At 62.5% G+C, this 14,085-nt stretch carries 13 protein-coding genes, 1 tRNA gene and 1 riboswitch; of the genes, 6 read left to right on the forward strand and 8 right to left on the reverse strand.

The window, feature by feature from the left end; translation table 11 throughout:
• Positions 1–73 precede the first annotated feature (73 nt).
• A complete protein-coding gene (locus B0E55_RS01855) occupies positions 74–1,420 on the forward strand; it encodes a lysine N(6)-hydroxylase/L-ornithine N(5)-oxygenase family protein (RefSeq protein WP_080908965.1) in 1,347 nt (448 codons plus the stop codon).
• Complete coding sequence (locus B0E55_RS01860; protein WP_003945538.1) at positions 1,417–1,665, forward strand: MbtH family protein; 249 nt, start codon at positions 1,417–1,419, stop codon at positions 1,663–1,665. Before B0E55_RS01855 ends, B0E55_RS01860 begins: the two co-directional genes overlap by 4 nt.
• 83 nt (positions 1,666–1,748) lie before the next feature.
• On the opposite strand, the gene B0E55_RS01865 is transcribed toward B0E55_RS01860, so the two are convergent.
• A complete protein-coding gene (locus B0E55_RS01865; protein ID WP_019747016.1) occupies positions 1,749–3,176 on the reverse strand; it encodes a threonine/serine ThrE exporter family protein in 1,428 nt (475 codons plus the stop codon).
• 122 nt (positions 3,177–3,298) lie between these two features.
• Here B0E55_RS01865 and B0E55_RS01870 point away from each other — a divergent pair.
• Positions 3,299–3,370 (forward strand) — tRNA-Thr (locus B0E55_RS01870).
• 106 nt (positions 3,371–3,476) lie between these two features.
• Here B0E55_RS01870 and B0E55_RS01875 read toward each other — a convergent pair.
• From B0E55_RS01875 to B0E55_RS01895, 5 genes are all read right to left on the reverse strand, one after another.
• Positions 3,477–4,274 carry a GAF and ANTAR domain-containing protein gene (locus tag B0E55_RS01875; RefSeq protein ID WP_020968516.1) on the reverse strand — a complete coding sequence of 266 codons (798 nt, stop codon included), beginning with the start codon at positions 4,272–4,274 and terminating at the stop codon, positions 3,477–3,479.
• A gap of 477 nt (positions 4,275–4,751) precedes the next feature.
• Positions 4,752–5,567, reverse strand: coding sequence for a hypothetical protein (locus B0E55_RS01880; protein ID WP_019747018.1), 816 nt, complete (start codon positions 5,565–5,567; stop codon positions 4,752–4,754).
• Between the two features lie 47 nt (positions 5,568–5,614).
• Positions 5,615–5,929 carry a DMT family transporter gene (locus B0E55_RS01885; protein WP_020906330.1) on the reverse strand — a complete coding sequence of 105 codons (315 nt, stop codon included), beginning with the start codon at positions 5,927–5,929 and terminating at the stop codon, positions 5,615–5,617.
• A gap of 14 nt (positions 5,930–5,943) precedes the next feature.
• A riboswitch (guanidine-III (ykkC-III) riboswitch) is annotated at positions 5,944–6,009 on the reverse strand.
• A 43-nt stretch (positions 6,010–6,052) separates the two neighbouring features.
• Positions 6,053–7,327: a hypothetical protein gene (locus B0E55_RS01890; protein ID WP_080908966.1), complete on the reverse strand. Its 1,275-nt coding sequence runs from the start codon at positions 7,325–7,327 to the stop codon at positions 6,053–6,055.
• Positions 7,314–7,790, reverse strand: a complete 477-nt coding sequence (locus tag B0E55_RS01895; protein WP_080908967.1) for a hypothetical protein — start codon at positions 7,788–7,790, stop codon at positions 7,314–7,316. Before B0E55_RS01895 ends, B0E55_RS01890 begins: the two co-directional genes overlap by 14 nt.
• 152 nt (positions 7,791–7,942) lie before the next feature.
• Here B0E55_RS01895 and B0E55_RS01900 point away from each other — a divergent pair, with 152 nt between their 5' ends.
• Together B0E55_RS01900 and B0E55_RS01905 are read left to right on the forward strand one after the other, a co-directional pair.
• Entirely contained in the window at positions 7,943–8,659 is a 717-nt protein-coding gene (locus B0E55_RS01900) for a response regulator transcription factor (protein WP_080908968.1), read from the forward strand.
• Positions 8,656–10,107 carry a sensor histidine kinase gene (locus B0E55_RS01905; RefSeq protein WP_080908969.1) on the forward strand — a complete coding sequence of 484 codons (1,452 nt, stop codon included), beginning with the start codon at positions 8,656–8,658 and terminating at the stop codon, positions 10,105–10,107. The genes B0E55_RS01900 and B0E55_RS01905 overlap by 4 nt, the downstream gene beginning before the upstream one ends.
• A 24-nt stretch (positions 10,108–10,131) precedes the next feature.
• Here B0E55_RS01905 and B0E55_RS01910 read toward each other — a convergent pair whose 3' ends face one another.
• Together B0E55_RS01910 and B0E55_RS01915 are read right to left on the reverse strand one after the other, a co-directional pair.
• A complete protein-coding gene (locus B0E55_RS01910) occupies positions 10,132–11,442 on the reverse strand; it encodes an alanine racemase (protein WP_047889257.1) in 1,311 nt (436 codons plus the stop codon).
• Between the two features lie 47 nt (positions 11,443–11,489).
• The gene (locus B0E55_RS01915) at positions 11,490–12,965 is read right to left on the reverse strand and encodes an amidohydrolase family protein (RefSeq protein ID WP_080908970.1); all 1,476 of its coding nucleotides are present in this window, start codon (positions 12,963–12,965) and stop codon (positions 11,490–11,492) included.
• Between the two features lie 203 nt (positions 12,966–13,168).
• On the opposite strand from B0E55_RS01915, the gene B0E55_RS01920 reads away from it, so the two are divergent.
• Positions 13,169–14,014 (forward strand): M55 family metallopeptidase, encoded by an 846-nt coding sequence (locus tag B0E55_RS01920; protein ID WP_080908971.1) that lies wholly within the window; start codon positions 13,169–13,171, stop codon positions 14,012–14,014.
• Positions 14,015–14,085 lie beyond the last annotated feature (71 nt).

Raw genomic sequence — 14,085 nt, forward strand, 5'->3', positions numbered from 1 at the left:
GCCTTTGCTACTTACTTCGGGACATCGATTGGCGACCTTATCAGGTCGTCCCGTCGGGGATGGACTACCTGTAATGAGTGAATCACCGAGAGACTCCAGCGCCGAACCCGCCATTGCCGACATCGTCGGCGTCGGGTTCGGTCCGGCCAACCTCGCGTTGGCCATCGCTGTCGAAGAACACAATGCAAATTGTGCAGCCGTTGATCGGGTGAATGCGCGGTTCTTCGAAAAGCAGTCTCAGTTCGCGTGGCATCCCGGGATGCTGCTCGACGGTGCCACGATGCAGATCGCGTTTCCGAAGGACCTGGTGACGTTCCGTAACCCACAGAGCGGATACAGCTTCTTCTCGTATCTGTTCGAGCAGGGGCGGCTGGTCGACTTCGTCAACCACCAGACCTTCTTTCCCACGCGCCACGAGTTCAACGACTACCTGTGCTGGGCAGCTCGACGAGTCGACGCGGATGTGCAGTTCGGTACAACTGTCGACGGGGTCGAGGGCATCAAGAACTCCGACGGCGTTGTCGATCGCTTTGCGGTCCGCACAGCCGACGGTGAAACGGTGATCGCCCGCAACATCGTCGTCGGCGCCGGATTGAAAGAGCGGATCCCGGAATGGGCAACGCCGTCGTCCCGGTGCTTCCACAACCACCAGTTCCTCTTCCACCTCGAAGCAATGCCTGAGCCCGTGCACAACCGGTTCGTTGTTCTCGGCGCCGGTCAGAGTGCCGCGGAGATCGTCGACTACCTGCACGCGAACTACCCGAACGCCGAAGTCCACAGTGTTTTTGCCCGCTACGGCTACAGCCCGGCAGACGACAGCCCGTACGCAAATCGCATCTTCGATCCCGAAGCCGTCGATCAACTGCACGGCGCCGACGCCGCGGAACGACGTCGACTTCTCGATCTGCACCGCAGTACCAATTACTCGGTCGTCGACATCGAACTGATCAACAAGCTCTATGCCACCGAATATCAGGAGATGGTTCGCGGGCCGCGGCGACTGTTCATGCGTCGGGCCTCGGAGATCACGAGTGCCGTGGAGACCGAATCCGGCATCGAGCTGGCCGTCCGCAGCAACCTCGACGGCTTGACCGACACGCTGTCGTGCGACGCACTCATTCTGGCCACGGGTTTCACCCCGGCACCGCTGGACAATTTGTTGGGTGAACTCGTGCCGGATTCGTCCGTTCCGCGTAACGTCAGTCGGGATTATCGACTGGCTGTAACGGAGGACGTGACAGGCGGTATCTATCTGCAGGGTGGGACAGAACAGACTCACGGATTGACGTCGTCGCTGCTGTCGAACGTGGCAGTGCGGGCGGGGGAGATTCTGGCGTCGGTGCTGAGCCACCAGAACCGAACTGGTGCGCTTGCTAGTCTGGGCGCACAAGACACGTACGTAACGAGTGAGGCGAGATGAGCACTAACCCTTTCGATGACGAAGACGGCCGCTTCTACGTGCTGGTGAACGACGAGGACCAGCACTCGCTGTGGCCCACGTTTTCCGAGGTCCCCGCCGGCTGGCGCGTGGTGTTCGGTGAAGACAGCCGCAAGGCGTGCCTCGAATACGTCGAGGCGAACTGGACCGACATGCGTCCGAAGAGCCTGCGCGAGGCAATGGAAGCCGATCAGGCTGCCGGCGGAAAGCACGCAGTCGAGAGCTGATTCTCTCACTGCTCGGAAACCCCCGAGTGAACCGAAAGAGCTGGGCACCGTCAGGTGCCCAGCTCTTTCTGCTTGAAACTCTCTTACTTCTCGGTGACGGGAACCCGGCGCTTGCGCTTGCGGACCATCGGTCGGCGTAGCGAGTCCACGCGCATCAGGATTCGTGGACGACGCAGTGTTCGTGCTCCCCATTCGCCGAGCGTCACGCCAGCAGCCAGGGCGCAGCCGATACCGAATGCCGACAGCAAAGCAGTCAGACCGATCAGTACCTGGTCGTTGAGCAGCGCGTACAGGCCTCGGTACAGCGACAGACCGGGGAGCAGGGGAGTGATGCCTGCGACCGCGACGACCAGCGGAGGCGTCAGGGCGCGGCGAGCCATCAGACCACCGGCAAGACCGACGACGGTCGCCGCGATCGCTGCGGCGATCACGGGGCCGACGTCGAGTGTTTGCACGAAGATCGACACACCGCTGCCGGCCGCGCCGCCCAGGAATGCCGCGGTGAGTGCACGCCGCTCGGCGTAGCAGGCAAGAGCGTAGAAGACCGACGCACACGCGCCGGAGAGCATGAGGATCGGCAACTGCGTGATGGTCGATACTTCCACGTTGATCGGTGGAAGCGTCGAACCCAGCATCCCGGTCATTCGCAGTGAGATCGCGACACCCGCGATGATGCCGCCCGTCATCATCACCACTTCGAAGAATCGCGCTACAGCCGTGATCGGAGCGCCCATGATCGCGTCCTGGACCGAGCCCACCAGCGACAGCCCCGACAGCAAGACGACCACTCCGGCCGCGATCACTAGCGACGGCCGGATACTGATCCCCAGCTGATCCTGAAAGGTATAGAGCGTCGCGGCGGGCGCAGCCGCGATGAGACCACCGACAACCTGCTGGAAGAAGAACGGCAACCCGAACCGGTTCAGTACGCGGTTGACCCGATCGATAACCATCGTCGTCAGAAACGCGACTGTGGCAACAAGGAACCCGCCGCCGAGCAGGACGGAGACCGAAGCCGCCATCGCTGCCCAGGCCATGGTTGCGGTCCATCGGTTGTACGGGTGCGGCGCCGTCGTGATGGCTGTGAGTGCGTCGTGCGCTTGGTCCGGTGTGATCGCCTCACGGCGGATACGACGCGTCAGACGGTCGACAGCCGCCAGTCGCGTGAAGTCCATCGAGCGGTAGTGGACGATGCGCATCGTGCTCGCCGGCGGTCGCGTCGGGCCACGATAGGCAGAGAGCACAATCGAGTTGTAAGTGACGTCGACGTCACACTGAGCAAGACCGTAGGTGGCGGCGATGAACTGCACCTGCTCCGCCGTGTCCATGGCCGCGGTCCCGGAGGCGAGGAGGACTTCGCCGACCCGAACCGCCAGGTCCAGAACTTCTGCGACGACGGCGTCGTCGGTGAGGTCGATCGGTTGTAGCGGCGCGGGAGCCGACGTGACCGTGTCGACGGTGGCTTGGCGGTTTCCCGTCAGGCGTGTGAGTGCTTCGGTGAATTTCGCCATCAGGGGGCGGAGTGGGAGTTGCGCATGGGGCCCACGCTATCTAACGTGACCCGGGCGCGGCCACCGTGACGGCTTGGATATGATGGCTCCGCAAAGTCAGTCGCGGCAACGCGTCGGTCTTCGCCTCCTTAGCTCAGTGGTAGAGCACTCGCCTTGTAAGCGAAAGGTCGTCGGTTCAATCCCGACAGGAGGCTCCGAAAGTAGAGGCACTCACCTAGATTCTGGTGGGTGCCTCTGTGTTTGCCGACGCACTGTGTTTGCCGAAGCGCTGTGGTTGCCGAGATGCAGTGTTTGCCGGGTTCAGTTGGTCTCAGGCTTGTTCGTGGCCTGGCGCGGATCGATCGCGCCGTCGATGTACTGCTGGGCGATCACTCGCAGTTTGACGTTGCTGCGCTGTGAGTCCTGGATGAGGATGCGGAAGGCGCGGTCGGCATCGACGCGGTGGGTGCCCATGATGATGCCCTTGGCTTGTTCGATGACGCCTCTCGATTCGAGTGCACGCTCGAGGTCCATCGCGTGCTTTCTGGCGATGTCGAGGCGTTGCGAGCTGTGCAGTGCGTAGGACGAGGTGACGGCGAACAGTTGGAGCAATGCCACGTCGGCGCCGGTGAAACCTCGGAGGTCGTGGCTGTAGAGGTTGAGGGTTCCCAGCGGGCGATCTCTACCGGGCAATGGCATCGACAGAAAGCTGACGGCGCCGACTGCTTTTGCCGCGCTTGCGAATTGAGGCCACCGGCTGTGGGCTTCGCTGGCATGCGCACGTACAACCGTGCCCGTGCGTGACGACGTCACACTCGGTCCGTAGTCCAGTCGGAATTGGATCGAGTCGACGGTGCGAACGAGTTGATGGGTGGCGGCTACGGTTCGGAATGTCGAATCCGAACCGCCGATGGTAATTCCGGCCATGTCGGCGTCGGCGATGAGATCGACGGCGTGTTTGCAGACCTGTTCGAGAAATTGCTCGGCCTGGGCATGTGGATCGAGGTGCGCGTACAGCGATTGCAGGGCGTCCGAGGCGGCGTCCAGGCTGTCCTGCGACGCAGAATTTCGGCCCCCGGTAGGGCCGCGGTGTTCTCTGGCAATGCGCGGCGCCGTCATTGTCTCAACCACCCTTCCCCATCACGTCGCAGGCATGTCCGATTCGTCTTATTGTTGCACCGGACTAACTGTTGTGCACTCTGTTTGGGTGGACAAGTGTCTGGTGGGGCAGACGGTTATGCGGGTGGGATACGTATGCCTAATCGTGATGTTTGGTTCAGTCATTTGCGGGTAGTGCGCCGAGTATGGAATTGCGTTGTCCTGCAACAGTTAACGCGGAAACTGCGACCGCGGTACAAGTTTTCTCCGCAATGGCGCGCAGGTCGCGAACTTGGCCTATTGTCAGCGCCAGCGCACAATCTTGTACGCGTAACCCGCAGACAGTGAAGGGGATACGACGATGAACGGACTGATCGCGGCTCTGAACAGTGGAATGACCGTTGGCTTGGCCAACACGATTCTGACTTTCGGCGGAATCATCATCAATCTCAACATCGTGATCAACAACTGACCGCGTAATCGGCGAGTAACCGTTTGTTATGCCGATTCGATCGGAAGGTCCGGCCCTGGGCGCTCGCCCTTGCTCTTGAGCCAGCGATTGGGAAGCTTGCCGGCCAGTTCTCCGAGTGGACCGACTGCAGCACTGAGGATTCCGACTGTTTCCTGCAGTACCTCGATGCTGGCGCTCATTCTCTCGAGGTTGGGGGCGAGCGAAGTCAAGGTATCGGACAGTGCAACGATCTGGTCAAGCGGGCCGCCTTCGGCGATGAGCCGTTCGAAGGCGCCGTTCTCCGCCAAGAGTGTTTCGAGGATGCCGTTCTCGGCCAGTGCGCGATCGATGACACCGTCCTTGGCAGTCAGGCGTTCGACAGCACCGTCCTGTGCGGTCAGGCGTTCCAGCGGACCGTCCTCCGCCATCATTCGGTCGAGGAGACCGTCCGGGGCGAGCAACCGTTCCAAGGCGCCGTTCTCGGCGAGCACCCGATCCAGCGGTCCGCCGGGGGCAAGAAGTCTTTCGAGTGGCCCGCCGGGAGCGAGTAGTCGTTCGAGAGTGCCGTCGGGTGCGGTCAGTTTGTCGACCGGGCCGCCGGGTGAGAGAAGTCGATCGAGCGGCCCACCGGGGGCCAAGGCCTGCCCGATGGGCCGATCGTCTGCAGTAAGCGATGACAACTGCTGGATCATCTGCATGGGTCCGCGGGGGCTGGCCAGGCCTGCAGCACCCGCCGTCACGGCACCGGTATTACCGACGGCGATACGAACTGTCGTGACCGTCAGTTCGGCGATACCCAAACTGATCTCTGCGGCTGCAATGCCCGCGCGTAGGGGAAGCGTGAGCATCTCCAGCAGTTTCATGCGTTAACTGTAACCGGTAACACACAAACACTCACCAGGATCGCCGGTCAGTGAAGGACCTTCAGACCGACCACACAACCGACGATGCCGAGGATCAGCAGAATCTTGACGACCGACGTGGACTCCGCACCGGTGATCATCGCGTATCCGACGGTCAGGGCGGCGCCGATGCCGACCCAGACCGCGTACGCAGTTCCGATGGGAAGGGTGCGCATTGCATACGCGAGGCCGGCCATACTGACGATCAGGCCGAGGATGAAGACAACGGTGGGTGACATCTTGCTGAATCCGTCGGACTTACCCAGCGCGGTAGCCCAGACAGCTTCGAAAAGTCCGGAAATGACGAGCACGATCCATGCCATGGTGAACAACTCCCAAGGCACCGTCTTTTCGCTGGCCGGGTACGGTGCGCTCGTCCGGATGTCGTCGTTGACCACCCAACCATAGCAACAGAATTCTGCGTTCCGACCCGATCAGCTGGCGATTTAGGTCACCACAGCCGTTCGAACTCTCTTCAGATGGATGGTCGTCATGGCCACCACGATCGTCGCCGTCGCAGCGAGAACAGTCAGAGGAATCGGCGTGGTCACGGCGGCCTGTCCGTGTTCCTCGAACGGAGCGGTCGACCACCCGAATTCCTGCGAGACAGGGTCCAGGAAGGTCGCTGAAACCGAGAACAAGGTAAGAGTGAAGGGAAGTACGGACCCGCTCGCGACTGCTCCGACGGCAACAGGCATGCATGACGCGACGGCCAGTCCCAGCGCAAGCGGGAGGACGAAGACGTAGGCAACCGTGGTCAGGGCGGCATCCAGCAATCCCGAGAGTGCGGTCACGGCAAGGAGTCCCAGCCCGAGTTGGGGCATCGGTCTTTTCCAGCCGACGGCGACGCCCAGCGCCAGCGCAGCACCCACCGCGGGCACCGCCCAAGTCCAGTCGGATGAAAAGGAAATCGAGCTGATCGAAACCGCGCCGATTGCGAGTCCGGCGAGTATGAAGCGGGCGTCGTGTTGCGGCAAACGCCAAACCAGTGCGACGGTAACGGCAACCGCGATCACCACCGCCGTCACCCAGGACCCAGGCGATGTCGACGTCGAGCCCAACCACGCATACAGGGCCGTGAATGCCAGGGGCAGAACAACTCCCAAAGTCACCAGGCGTGTGTCGACGTCGTCCGTCTCTTGACCTGATCGTGCGACCAAGGCGACTCCGGCTACCAGAAGAGTTGCAGCGAGCAGTATCCAGACGGGAACCGTGGACGGCACGGGGTAGGTATCGCCCGGAAGTGTGAGCGACCACCTGGCGACGCGATCGCGCCACAAGTCTGCGCCGCCGAAGTACAGGGTCGTCGCGGTCACCCCGAGTGCGAGAGCAATTTGTGCTGCGCGGTGACTCTTCGTCGGATATGCCGCCGCCGCGAGGAAAGTGCCGGCTCCCATTGCGTTCAGGGTCACCGATATCGAGGCGGAGACAGGGACGAATGCTGGTAACGCGATGACTAGGGCGCCAACGGCAGCGAAGACACTCGCGAGTCCGCCACGTCCCCAGCGATGTAGTAGCGCAACACCGACCGCTGCAACCACAGCGGCAGTTGCTCCCGCCCACTGCGGCGTGATCACCACCGAGGTGAGGCCGTCGTTGGAGAACGAGAAGTCGTCAACTCGAGACTCGGCCACTGCGTACGCGGCCACCACGCCGCCGACCAGCGCGGACGCCACCGAACCGTAGAGCTGAGCGATTTGAACTGGGCTACGTTGCTGCATAATTCGTCGAATTTTTGCACAACTCGCCGATACGACTGATCGTCACATCGCCGTGCGGATCCATCCACACTGGTTCCCCGTCTCGAAGTCGAGGAATAAGCAGATGGCGCCCTCGGCTCGGCCACTGAACGAAGTCGTACCCGGCCAATTTGGTCTGAACGATATCGGCGACCCACACCGCAGCGTCCGCGAATGCAGTATCCATCGACAGTGCGTTGAAGTGGCTGAATCCGCCGATGTCACGTGCGCCTTGCCAGCCGATCGTGACGTTGTAGTCGCTGTTGATCGAAAATTCCCAGATCAGACGATCGACAACAACTTCAGCTCCGAATCGCAGGCAACGCAGATCTTGGGCAACAGCTGCGAGGGCTTGTGCCCAAGACTCCGGTGGCGCGAAGCCGGGATCCTCGCCGGGATCGGAGTTGTTGGTGAACAGAGGAATACGCCAGGTCAAGCATTCCATGTTCCACAGTCATTCCATGTTCCACAGTGGAGGTAGTGACATGCCGCATCCTTCCGGTTCGTGGGCCTGTACCCCAGCTTTTCACCTGCACTCAGCCGTTCACAGGAAGCTCCCAGGGAACATACAGCGAGAATCCAGTGGCAGGGGAGAAGATGGTTCTCGTGACCGACAAGACCCCCGAAGCCCGCATCCTCGTCGTCGACGACGAACCCACCATCGTGGAGTTGCTCTCCGTGAGCCTCCGATTCCAGGGTTTCGAGGTGGCGACTGCTTCGAGCGGAGCCCAAGGCCTGGACGTCGCGCGGACATTCCGTCCCGACGCGATTGTTCTCGACGTCATGATGCCCGGGATGGACGGCTTCGGTCTGCTTCGACGCCTCCGTGCCGACGGTGTGGACGCACCGGTCCTGTTTCTGACGGCGAAGGATTCGCTCGACGACAAGATCAGCGGCCTGACCCTCGGCGCGGACGACTACGTGACCAAGCCGTTCAGCCTCGAAGAGGTCGTGACGAGGTTGCGGGTCATCCTGCGCCGCGCCGGCCGCGGTGTCGCACCGGAGCAGTCGCCGCGGGTGAAGTTCGCCGACATCGAACTCGACGACGACACCCGCGAGGTCTGGAAGAAGGGCGAGTTGGTTGCACTCTCGCCCACCGAGTTCACACTGCTCCGATACTTCATGGTCAACAACGGGACGGTTCTCAGTAAGCCTCGAATTCTCGACCACGTCTGGAACTACGACTTCGGCGGGGAGGTCGGAGTTGTCGAGTCCTACGTGTCCTACCTGCGGCGCAAGGTGGATACGGGGGAGACACCGCTGATTCACACATTGCGTGGGGTCGGCTACGTGATGCGTGAACCGCGGCAATGATCGCCGCCGCGGAAAACGATCAGCTTCCGAAGCGGGGTCGTTTCCGTCTCCATTCACTGCCGCTGCGCTTCACCCTGGTTGCGGCCTTGCTGGTGTTGGCGGCGCTGGGTCTGTTGGCGTCTGGCGTCGCGGTCACTTCTGCTCTCGAGAATTCACTGACCCAGCGAACCGACAAAACGCTGTACGAGGCGGTCGACGGCTGGGCAAAGCCGCACACCAGAGATTTGCAGCCACCCAGCGATGTCGGTCCGCAAACTCGTCCGCCCAGTCCCTTCTTCGTTCGGACGGTGACCCCGGACGGGAAGGTGATCACTCTCAACGACAAGTCGACGACAACCGAACCCGACCTGTCGAAAGATTCCACCGACGGCCCGATCACCGTCGGATCGAGCGACGGTTCGGACGTGAACTGGCGCGTGCTCACGACGGTTCGCGACGGCACGACCACGACTATCGGTGTGCGACTGACGGATATCGAACAGACCGTCGACGACCTGGTCGGCCTGCAACTCGGCATCGGCCTGGTTGTCCTGCTGATCTTGGGCGGCGGAGCGTATTTCGTGGTTCGTCGGAGCCTTCGTCCGCTGGTCGAGGTTGAGGAAACTGCCGCTGCCATTGCCGCCGGCGACCTTCATCGACGAGTCCCGGAGCGTGACGACCGCACCGAGGTCGGCCGACTGTCGGTGGCGCTCAACGGAATGCTCGCGCAGATTCAACACGCATTTGCCGCGACCGAAGCTTCGGAGGAATCAGCACGGCGATCCGAGGAGAAGATGCGTAGGTTTGTCGGCGACGCGAGCCACGAGTTGCGCACACCCTTGACGACTATTCGTGGGTTCGCCGAGCTGTATCGCCAAGGCGCCATGACTGATACGGAAACGCTGATGAACCGGATCGAGGGTGAGGCGTCGAGGATGGGACTTCTGGTCGAGGATCTGCTCATGCTGGCAAGACTCGACGAACAGCGTCCACTCGAGAACAAGCCGGTGGATCTGCTTGCAGTTGCGGCGGATTCGGTACAGGCGGCACGAGCGATCGCACCGGATCGAACTGTCGAACTTCAGATGACCGGCGGCCCAGGCCTGCCCGAAGTGCAGGGTGACGAGGCCAGGCTGCGTCAGGTAGTTGCCAATCTGGTGGGCAACGCGATCAAACACACTCCGCCGGATGCGCAGGTCACCGTTCGTGTCGGTACGACCGAGAACTCCGCGGTGGTCGAGGTTTCGGATACCGGTCAGGGTTTGAGTGACGAGGATGCCGCGCGGATCTTCGAGCGTTTCTACCGCGCCGACACCTCTCGCACCCGTGAGACCGGGGGCGCCGGTCTCGGCCTGTCCATCGTTTCGGCTTTGGTTGCAGCGCACGACGGAACCGTCAGCGTCGAGACCTCCCTCGGGCAGGGGACGACGTTCCGCGTCGAATTGCCGCGTGACCCGAAGGACGACTGACGCCGGATTACCGCAACCGGCCCCTCAGAAGTAGGTGTGCACCGTGCCGACGACGCGGTAATCCGAATCGACCTCGGGAATCAGTGACCACTTGTCGAACGTGGTGCAGGGATGCGAGATTCCGCAACCGAGCAGATCGCCGACCTTCACGTCGAAGTCAGCCGGAACGTCGACGTACGCGTGCTGGTCGTTGAGTGCGGTGATCGTCAGCTCTCGCGCTGGTCGGTTGGATCCGTCGCGTCGGCGCCACAGGACTATGGGAAAGCCTGCGTCGGAACCGACATCGCGGCGGCCGAAGCCCAGGATCACCCGTCCGGGTTCAGGTATTGAGAGCACTACGCCCCAGACCTCTGCGGCTCCCTGCAGAGTTCGTGGTCCGTCTGCCCATGGCGAAGTCTCGGCATAGAGACCGTGATCGTGAGTGATGTAGCAACCGCTGCGCAGCACGACGCGTACTCCGTTGTCGAGTGCCCACCGGCCGGCCAGCTCGCGTACAACCAGATCGTGAAACGCACTGCCGCCGAAAGTGACCAGTGGCCGGGGAGCCTTCGCGGAGTTGTTCTCGAACAGGTTCTCGGCAACACAGATTTCCGTGAAAACCCGCGCGGATTTGAGATACGAATCGACGGAGATACGGCGGGCTGCTACCGAGGCTCCGGGCATCATGCCCTCGAACCCCTCGACTCCGGTGAGAATCAACGAAGGTGCCTGCGATGCTGCGCGTGCGACGTCGAGTGCTTGCTCGACAGTGCGAGCGCCCGCGCGTCCGCTGTCGTAGCCGAGTTCGACGAGAACCCGGATACGGCTGGCCGGTGAGACTTTCGCGATCAACTGTTCCATCAGGCGGACGCTCTCGACCGAGTCCACGAGGGTGGTGACGAAGAAATCGGGGTCGGTGGCCTGGGCGTCGCAGATCCACCGAATGCCGGCGGGATCGAGCACCTGACTGGCGATGATGATGGTGTCCACACCGAACTCACGCAGAATGCGTGCCTGCGCAACGGTTGCCGCCGTCATCGCCCAAGCCCCGGCGTCGAGTTGCCGACGAACGAGTTCGGGGCTCATCGTGGTCTTCGCGTGTGGCGCCAGATCCACATCGTGATCGGAGCAGAACTGCGCCATGAGGTCGACATTGTGCGCGATCGCTGCACGATCGAGTGTCATCACGGGTAGCAGGAGGTTGCCGTCGAGCGCAGAGATCCCCAGTGGCTCCAGGTCGGAGCCGTCGCGGCCTTCGAGGTCGGTGCCGAATGCCTTGTGCTGCCAACCGATCGGGGGGTTCGCGAAATCCGTCATGGCATCGATTGTGCCGTTGATTGCGGACGATGTGTTCATGTGTGGTGACTTTCTGTCAGAACTATGCAGGTCAGAACGAGATCCGGCTATGAGCGGCGTACCGGGCGACCGGGCAACGCGTCCTGGACCACGGCACCGCCTTCGACGACGGGTACGCCGCCGACCAGCACGCGGCTGATTCCGGTGGAGGGACGGGTGCCGTCGATGTAGGTGGCGTTGTCGGTGATTCGCTCGGGGTCGAAAACGAGGATGTCCGCGTCGCTACCGGGGCTGATCCGACCTTTCGTCGCCATCGAGGGAACCGACTCCTCCAGAATCTGCGCGGGGATCAACGAGCAGCGCGCGATGATCTCCGACAGCGACAGCAGTTGACGCTCGCGGTACAGCGTACGAATCGCACGTGCATAGGTGCCGGCGCCGCGGGGATGGCCGAGTGCCTTCTCCGGCAATGGCCACTGCAACGCATCGGCAGCGGTACGGCCTGGCCAGGTCAGCGGCATCGCGTCGCTCGCGATGGCGGCGCGGTCGAAGGTCATCGCGCGTTCGAGGAACTCGCGCTGCACGGTGTCGTTCTCGTCGAGGAACTCCACCAACACCAGTCCGCCGGGGTCGGTTGCCCGAAGATGTTCCAGCTGCTTGCGGTCCGCGATACGTTCACCGGTGGGCACGAAAGTCAGCGATCGTGGTGTCAGATTCATCAGATGCAGCTTGCCTGGATCGAGAAACGCAGCTCCGACGGCCGTCGAGCCTGACCCGTACGGATACGCCTCTGTCGTGACGCGAGATCCGGCTGCCTGGACCTGAGCCACCATGGACAGTGCATGGTCGACGTGCATTCCCGAGGTGCTGTTGACGTGGCAGTAGTGCATGTGCGCGCCGGTTTCGGCTGCTGCACGGGCGATTTCGACGGCGCCGTCCACCGGGCTCGACGGATCGGCCGAGATGAGTGGGCGCGCATGGGTGTAAGTGGGAACTCCGGCTCGGGCCGCGAGATCCGCCACCTGCAGGTACTCGGCCGGATCGGATTTCGGGGCGTATCCGACCACCACGCCGATGCCGAGAGCGCCTGCAGCGAGATCGTTTTCGAGGAGTTCGAGAATGTGGGCGCGCTGGGAGGCAGTGGGTTCGCCCTGCCAGCTCGGGGAACCGACATGGTGCAAGAGAGTCCTGATGTCGCCATCGGGATCGGCGCCCGAGAGTTCGATCATGCGTGCGTGCGCCCACGACGTCGCGTAGCCGTAGTTGATCGGGCGCCCCTCGGCACCGGCACGCGCATATGCCTTCGCAACAGGAATGACGCCTGCCTCCAGTTCGAGGGCCGTCGTCACTCCGTCCAACGCTTGAAGTCGCTGCTCGGCGATTTCCTGTCCGTGGCTGTGCAGGTCGATGAATCCGGGGCAGATCACCTGACCGGTCACGTCGATCGTCTGCCGAGCCTCGATCGCGTCGTGACCCCACGCCGAGACCTTGCCGTCGGTGATCGCGATGCCCCGAACCTCGTCGGTCCCCGATGCGGGATCGACGACGCGGCCGCCGGTGAACACGATGTCGTGGACCTGCATCAGCGCTGCACTCCTGTCGTTGGTCGAACCGCCTGGCCCGGCGAATGTCCCGATGGTTTCACGGCTCGGGTATCGGATTCTGGTGTGAACGTCCCAAATGGAGGCCGACTCACCGTTCGACCGGACAAGAAACGAATGCAGTCGAGTGTGAAGGTGAAAGCGAAGTTATCAATTCAGCCGATTGAGATCGATGGAGGACAGGAATGCACGTCTATATTTCGGTGGACATGGAGGGTATCGCGGGTATCGCGACGCTCGATCAGACGATCCGCGGCGGTGGCGGCTACCACCGTGCGCAGATGCTCATGACTGCCGAGACCAATGCTGCGATCGCCGGTGCGTTCGACGCCGGTGCGACGAGCGTCCTGGTCAACGACAGCCACGGAACGATGGACAACCTGCTTCACGCCGATCTGGATCCACGGGCGCGCCTGATCTTCGGATCACCCAAGATGCAGTGCATGGCCGAAGGAATGACGTCGGATCACGACGTCGCCCTGTTTGTCGGCTATCACGCACCAGCTGGTGGACCCGGCGTCCTGGCGCACACGTTCTCGAGTTTGTTCGCCGACGTCCGCCTCGACGGCAAGTCCGTCTCCGAGACCGACGTCAACACCCTCTACGCTGCCACCCAGGGCGTTCCCGTCGGTCTCGTGACGGGTGACGACATCATCTGTGGCTTGGTGGACGCGGCCTCGCCGACAACCGAGACCGTCGAGGTCAAGAAGGCACACGGATGGTCGGCAACCAATTCGCTGCCGCCGTCGCTGGCGTGCGAGCAGATCCGAGCAGGCGCCGAGCGCGCAGTGCGCAAGGCCGACACGCTGAAGCCGGTCGAGCTGCGTGACGAGTGGACCCTCGAGATCGTTCACCCCACCACTACGGGAGCTGAACTCGCCGAGGCTGTTCCCGGCTCACGACGGATTTCGGATCGTACGATTTCGCACACACTCGGCAGCGTCGACGACATTCTCGGCCGGATCACTGTCAATGCTCGGCTTGCAGCCGCAGGCGTCTCGACGATCGTGGCAGTCGCCAATCGCACGTGATGAAGTAGCGACTCTATCGCGAAATGCCGCCGACGCCGTGTGCGTCGGCGGCATTTGTCATCTCCTGGGGC

Origin of the sequence: Rhodococcus sp. 66b (assembly GCF_002076325.1) — a bacterium.
In the GTDB taxonomy this organism is placed as follows: domain Bacteria; phylum Actinomycetota; class Actinomycetes; order Mycobacteriales; family Mycobacteriaceae; genus Rhodococcus_F; species Rhodococcus_F erythropolis.

Excerpts from the sequence above, each read along its gene's own strand:
- B0E55_RS01855 (WP_080908965.1), top strand. The coding sequence starts at position 74 with ATGAGTGAATCACCGAGAGACTCCAGCGCCGAACCCGCCATTGCCGAC.
- B0E55_RS01860 (WP_003945538.1), top strand. The coding sequence starts at position 1,417 with ATGAGCACTAACCCTTTCGATGACGAAGACGGCCGCTTCTACGTGCTG.
- B0E55_RS01865 (WP_019747016.1), bottom strand. The coding sequence starts at position 3,176 with ATGGCGAAATTCACCGAAGCACTCACACGCCTGACGGGAAACCGCCAA.
- B0E55_RS01875 (WP_020968516.1), bottom strand. The coding sequence starts at position 4,274 with ATGACGGCGCCGCGCATTGCCAGAGAACACCGCGGCCCTACCGGGGGC.
- B0E55_RS01880 (WP_019747018.1), bottom strand. The coding sequence starts at position 5,567 with ATGAAACTGCTGGAGATGCTCACGCTTCCCCTACGCGCGGGCATTGCA.
- B0E55_RS01885 (WP_020906330.1), bottom strand. The coding sequence starts at position 5,929 with ATGGCATGGATCGTGCTCGTCATTTCCGGACTTTTCGAAGCTGTCTGG.
- B0E55_RS01890 (WP_080908966.1), bottom strand. The coding sequence starts at position 7,327 with ATGCAGCAACGTAGCCCAGTTCAAATCGCTCAGCTCTACGGTTCGGTG.
- B0E55_RS01895 (WP_080908967.1), bottom strand. The coding sequence starts at position 7,790 with ATGGAATGCTTGACCTGGCGTATTCCTCTGTTCACCAACAACTCCGAT.
- B0E55_RS01900 (WP_080908968.1), top strand. The coding sequence starts at position 7,943 with ATGGTTCTCGTGACCGACAAGACCCCCGAAGCCCGCATCCTCGTCGTC.
- B0E55_RS01905 (WP_080908969.1), top strand. The coding sequence starts at position 8,656 with ATGATCGCCGCCGCGGAAAACGATCAGCTTCCGAAGCGGGGTCGTTTC.
- B0E55_RS01910 (WP_047889257.1), bottom strand. The coding sequence starts at position 11,442 with ATGAACACATCGTCCGCAATCAACGGCACAATCGATGCCATGACGGAT.
- B0E55_RS01915 (WP_080908970.1), bottom strand. The coding sequence starts at position 12,965 with ATGCAGGTCCACGACATCGTGTTCACCGGCGGCCGCGTCGTCGATCCC.
- B0E55_RS01920 (WP_080908971.1), top strand. The coding sequence starts at position 13,169 with ATGCACGTCTATATTTCGGTGGACATGGAGGGTATCGCGGGTATCGCG.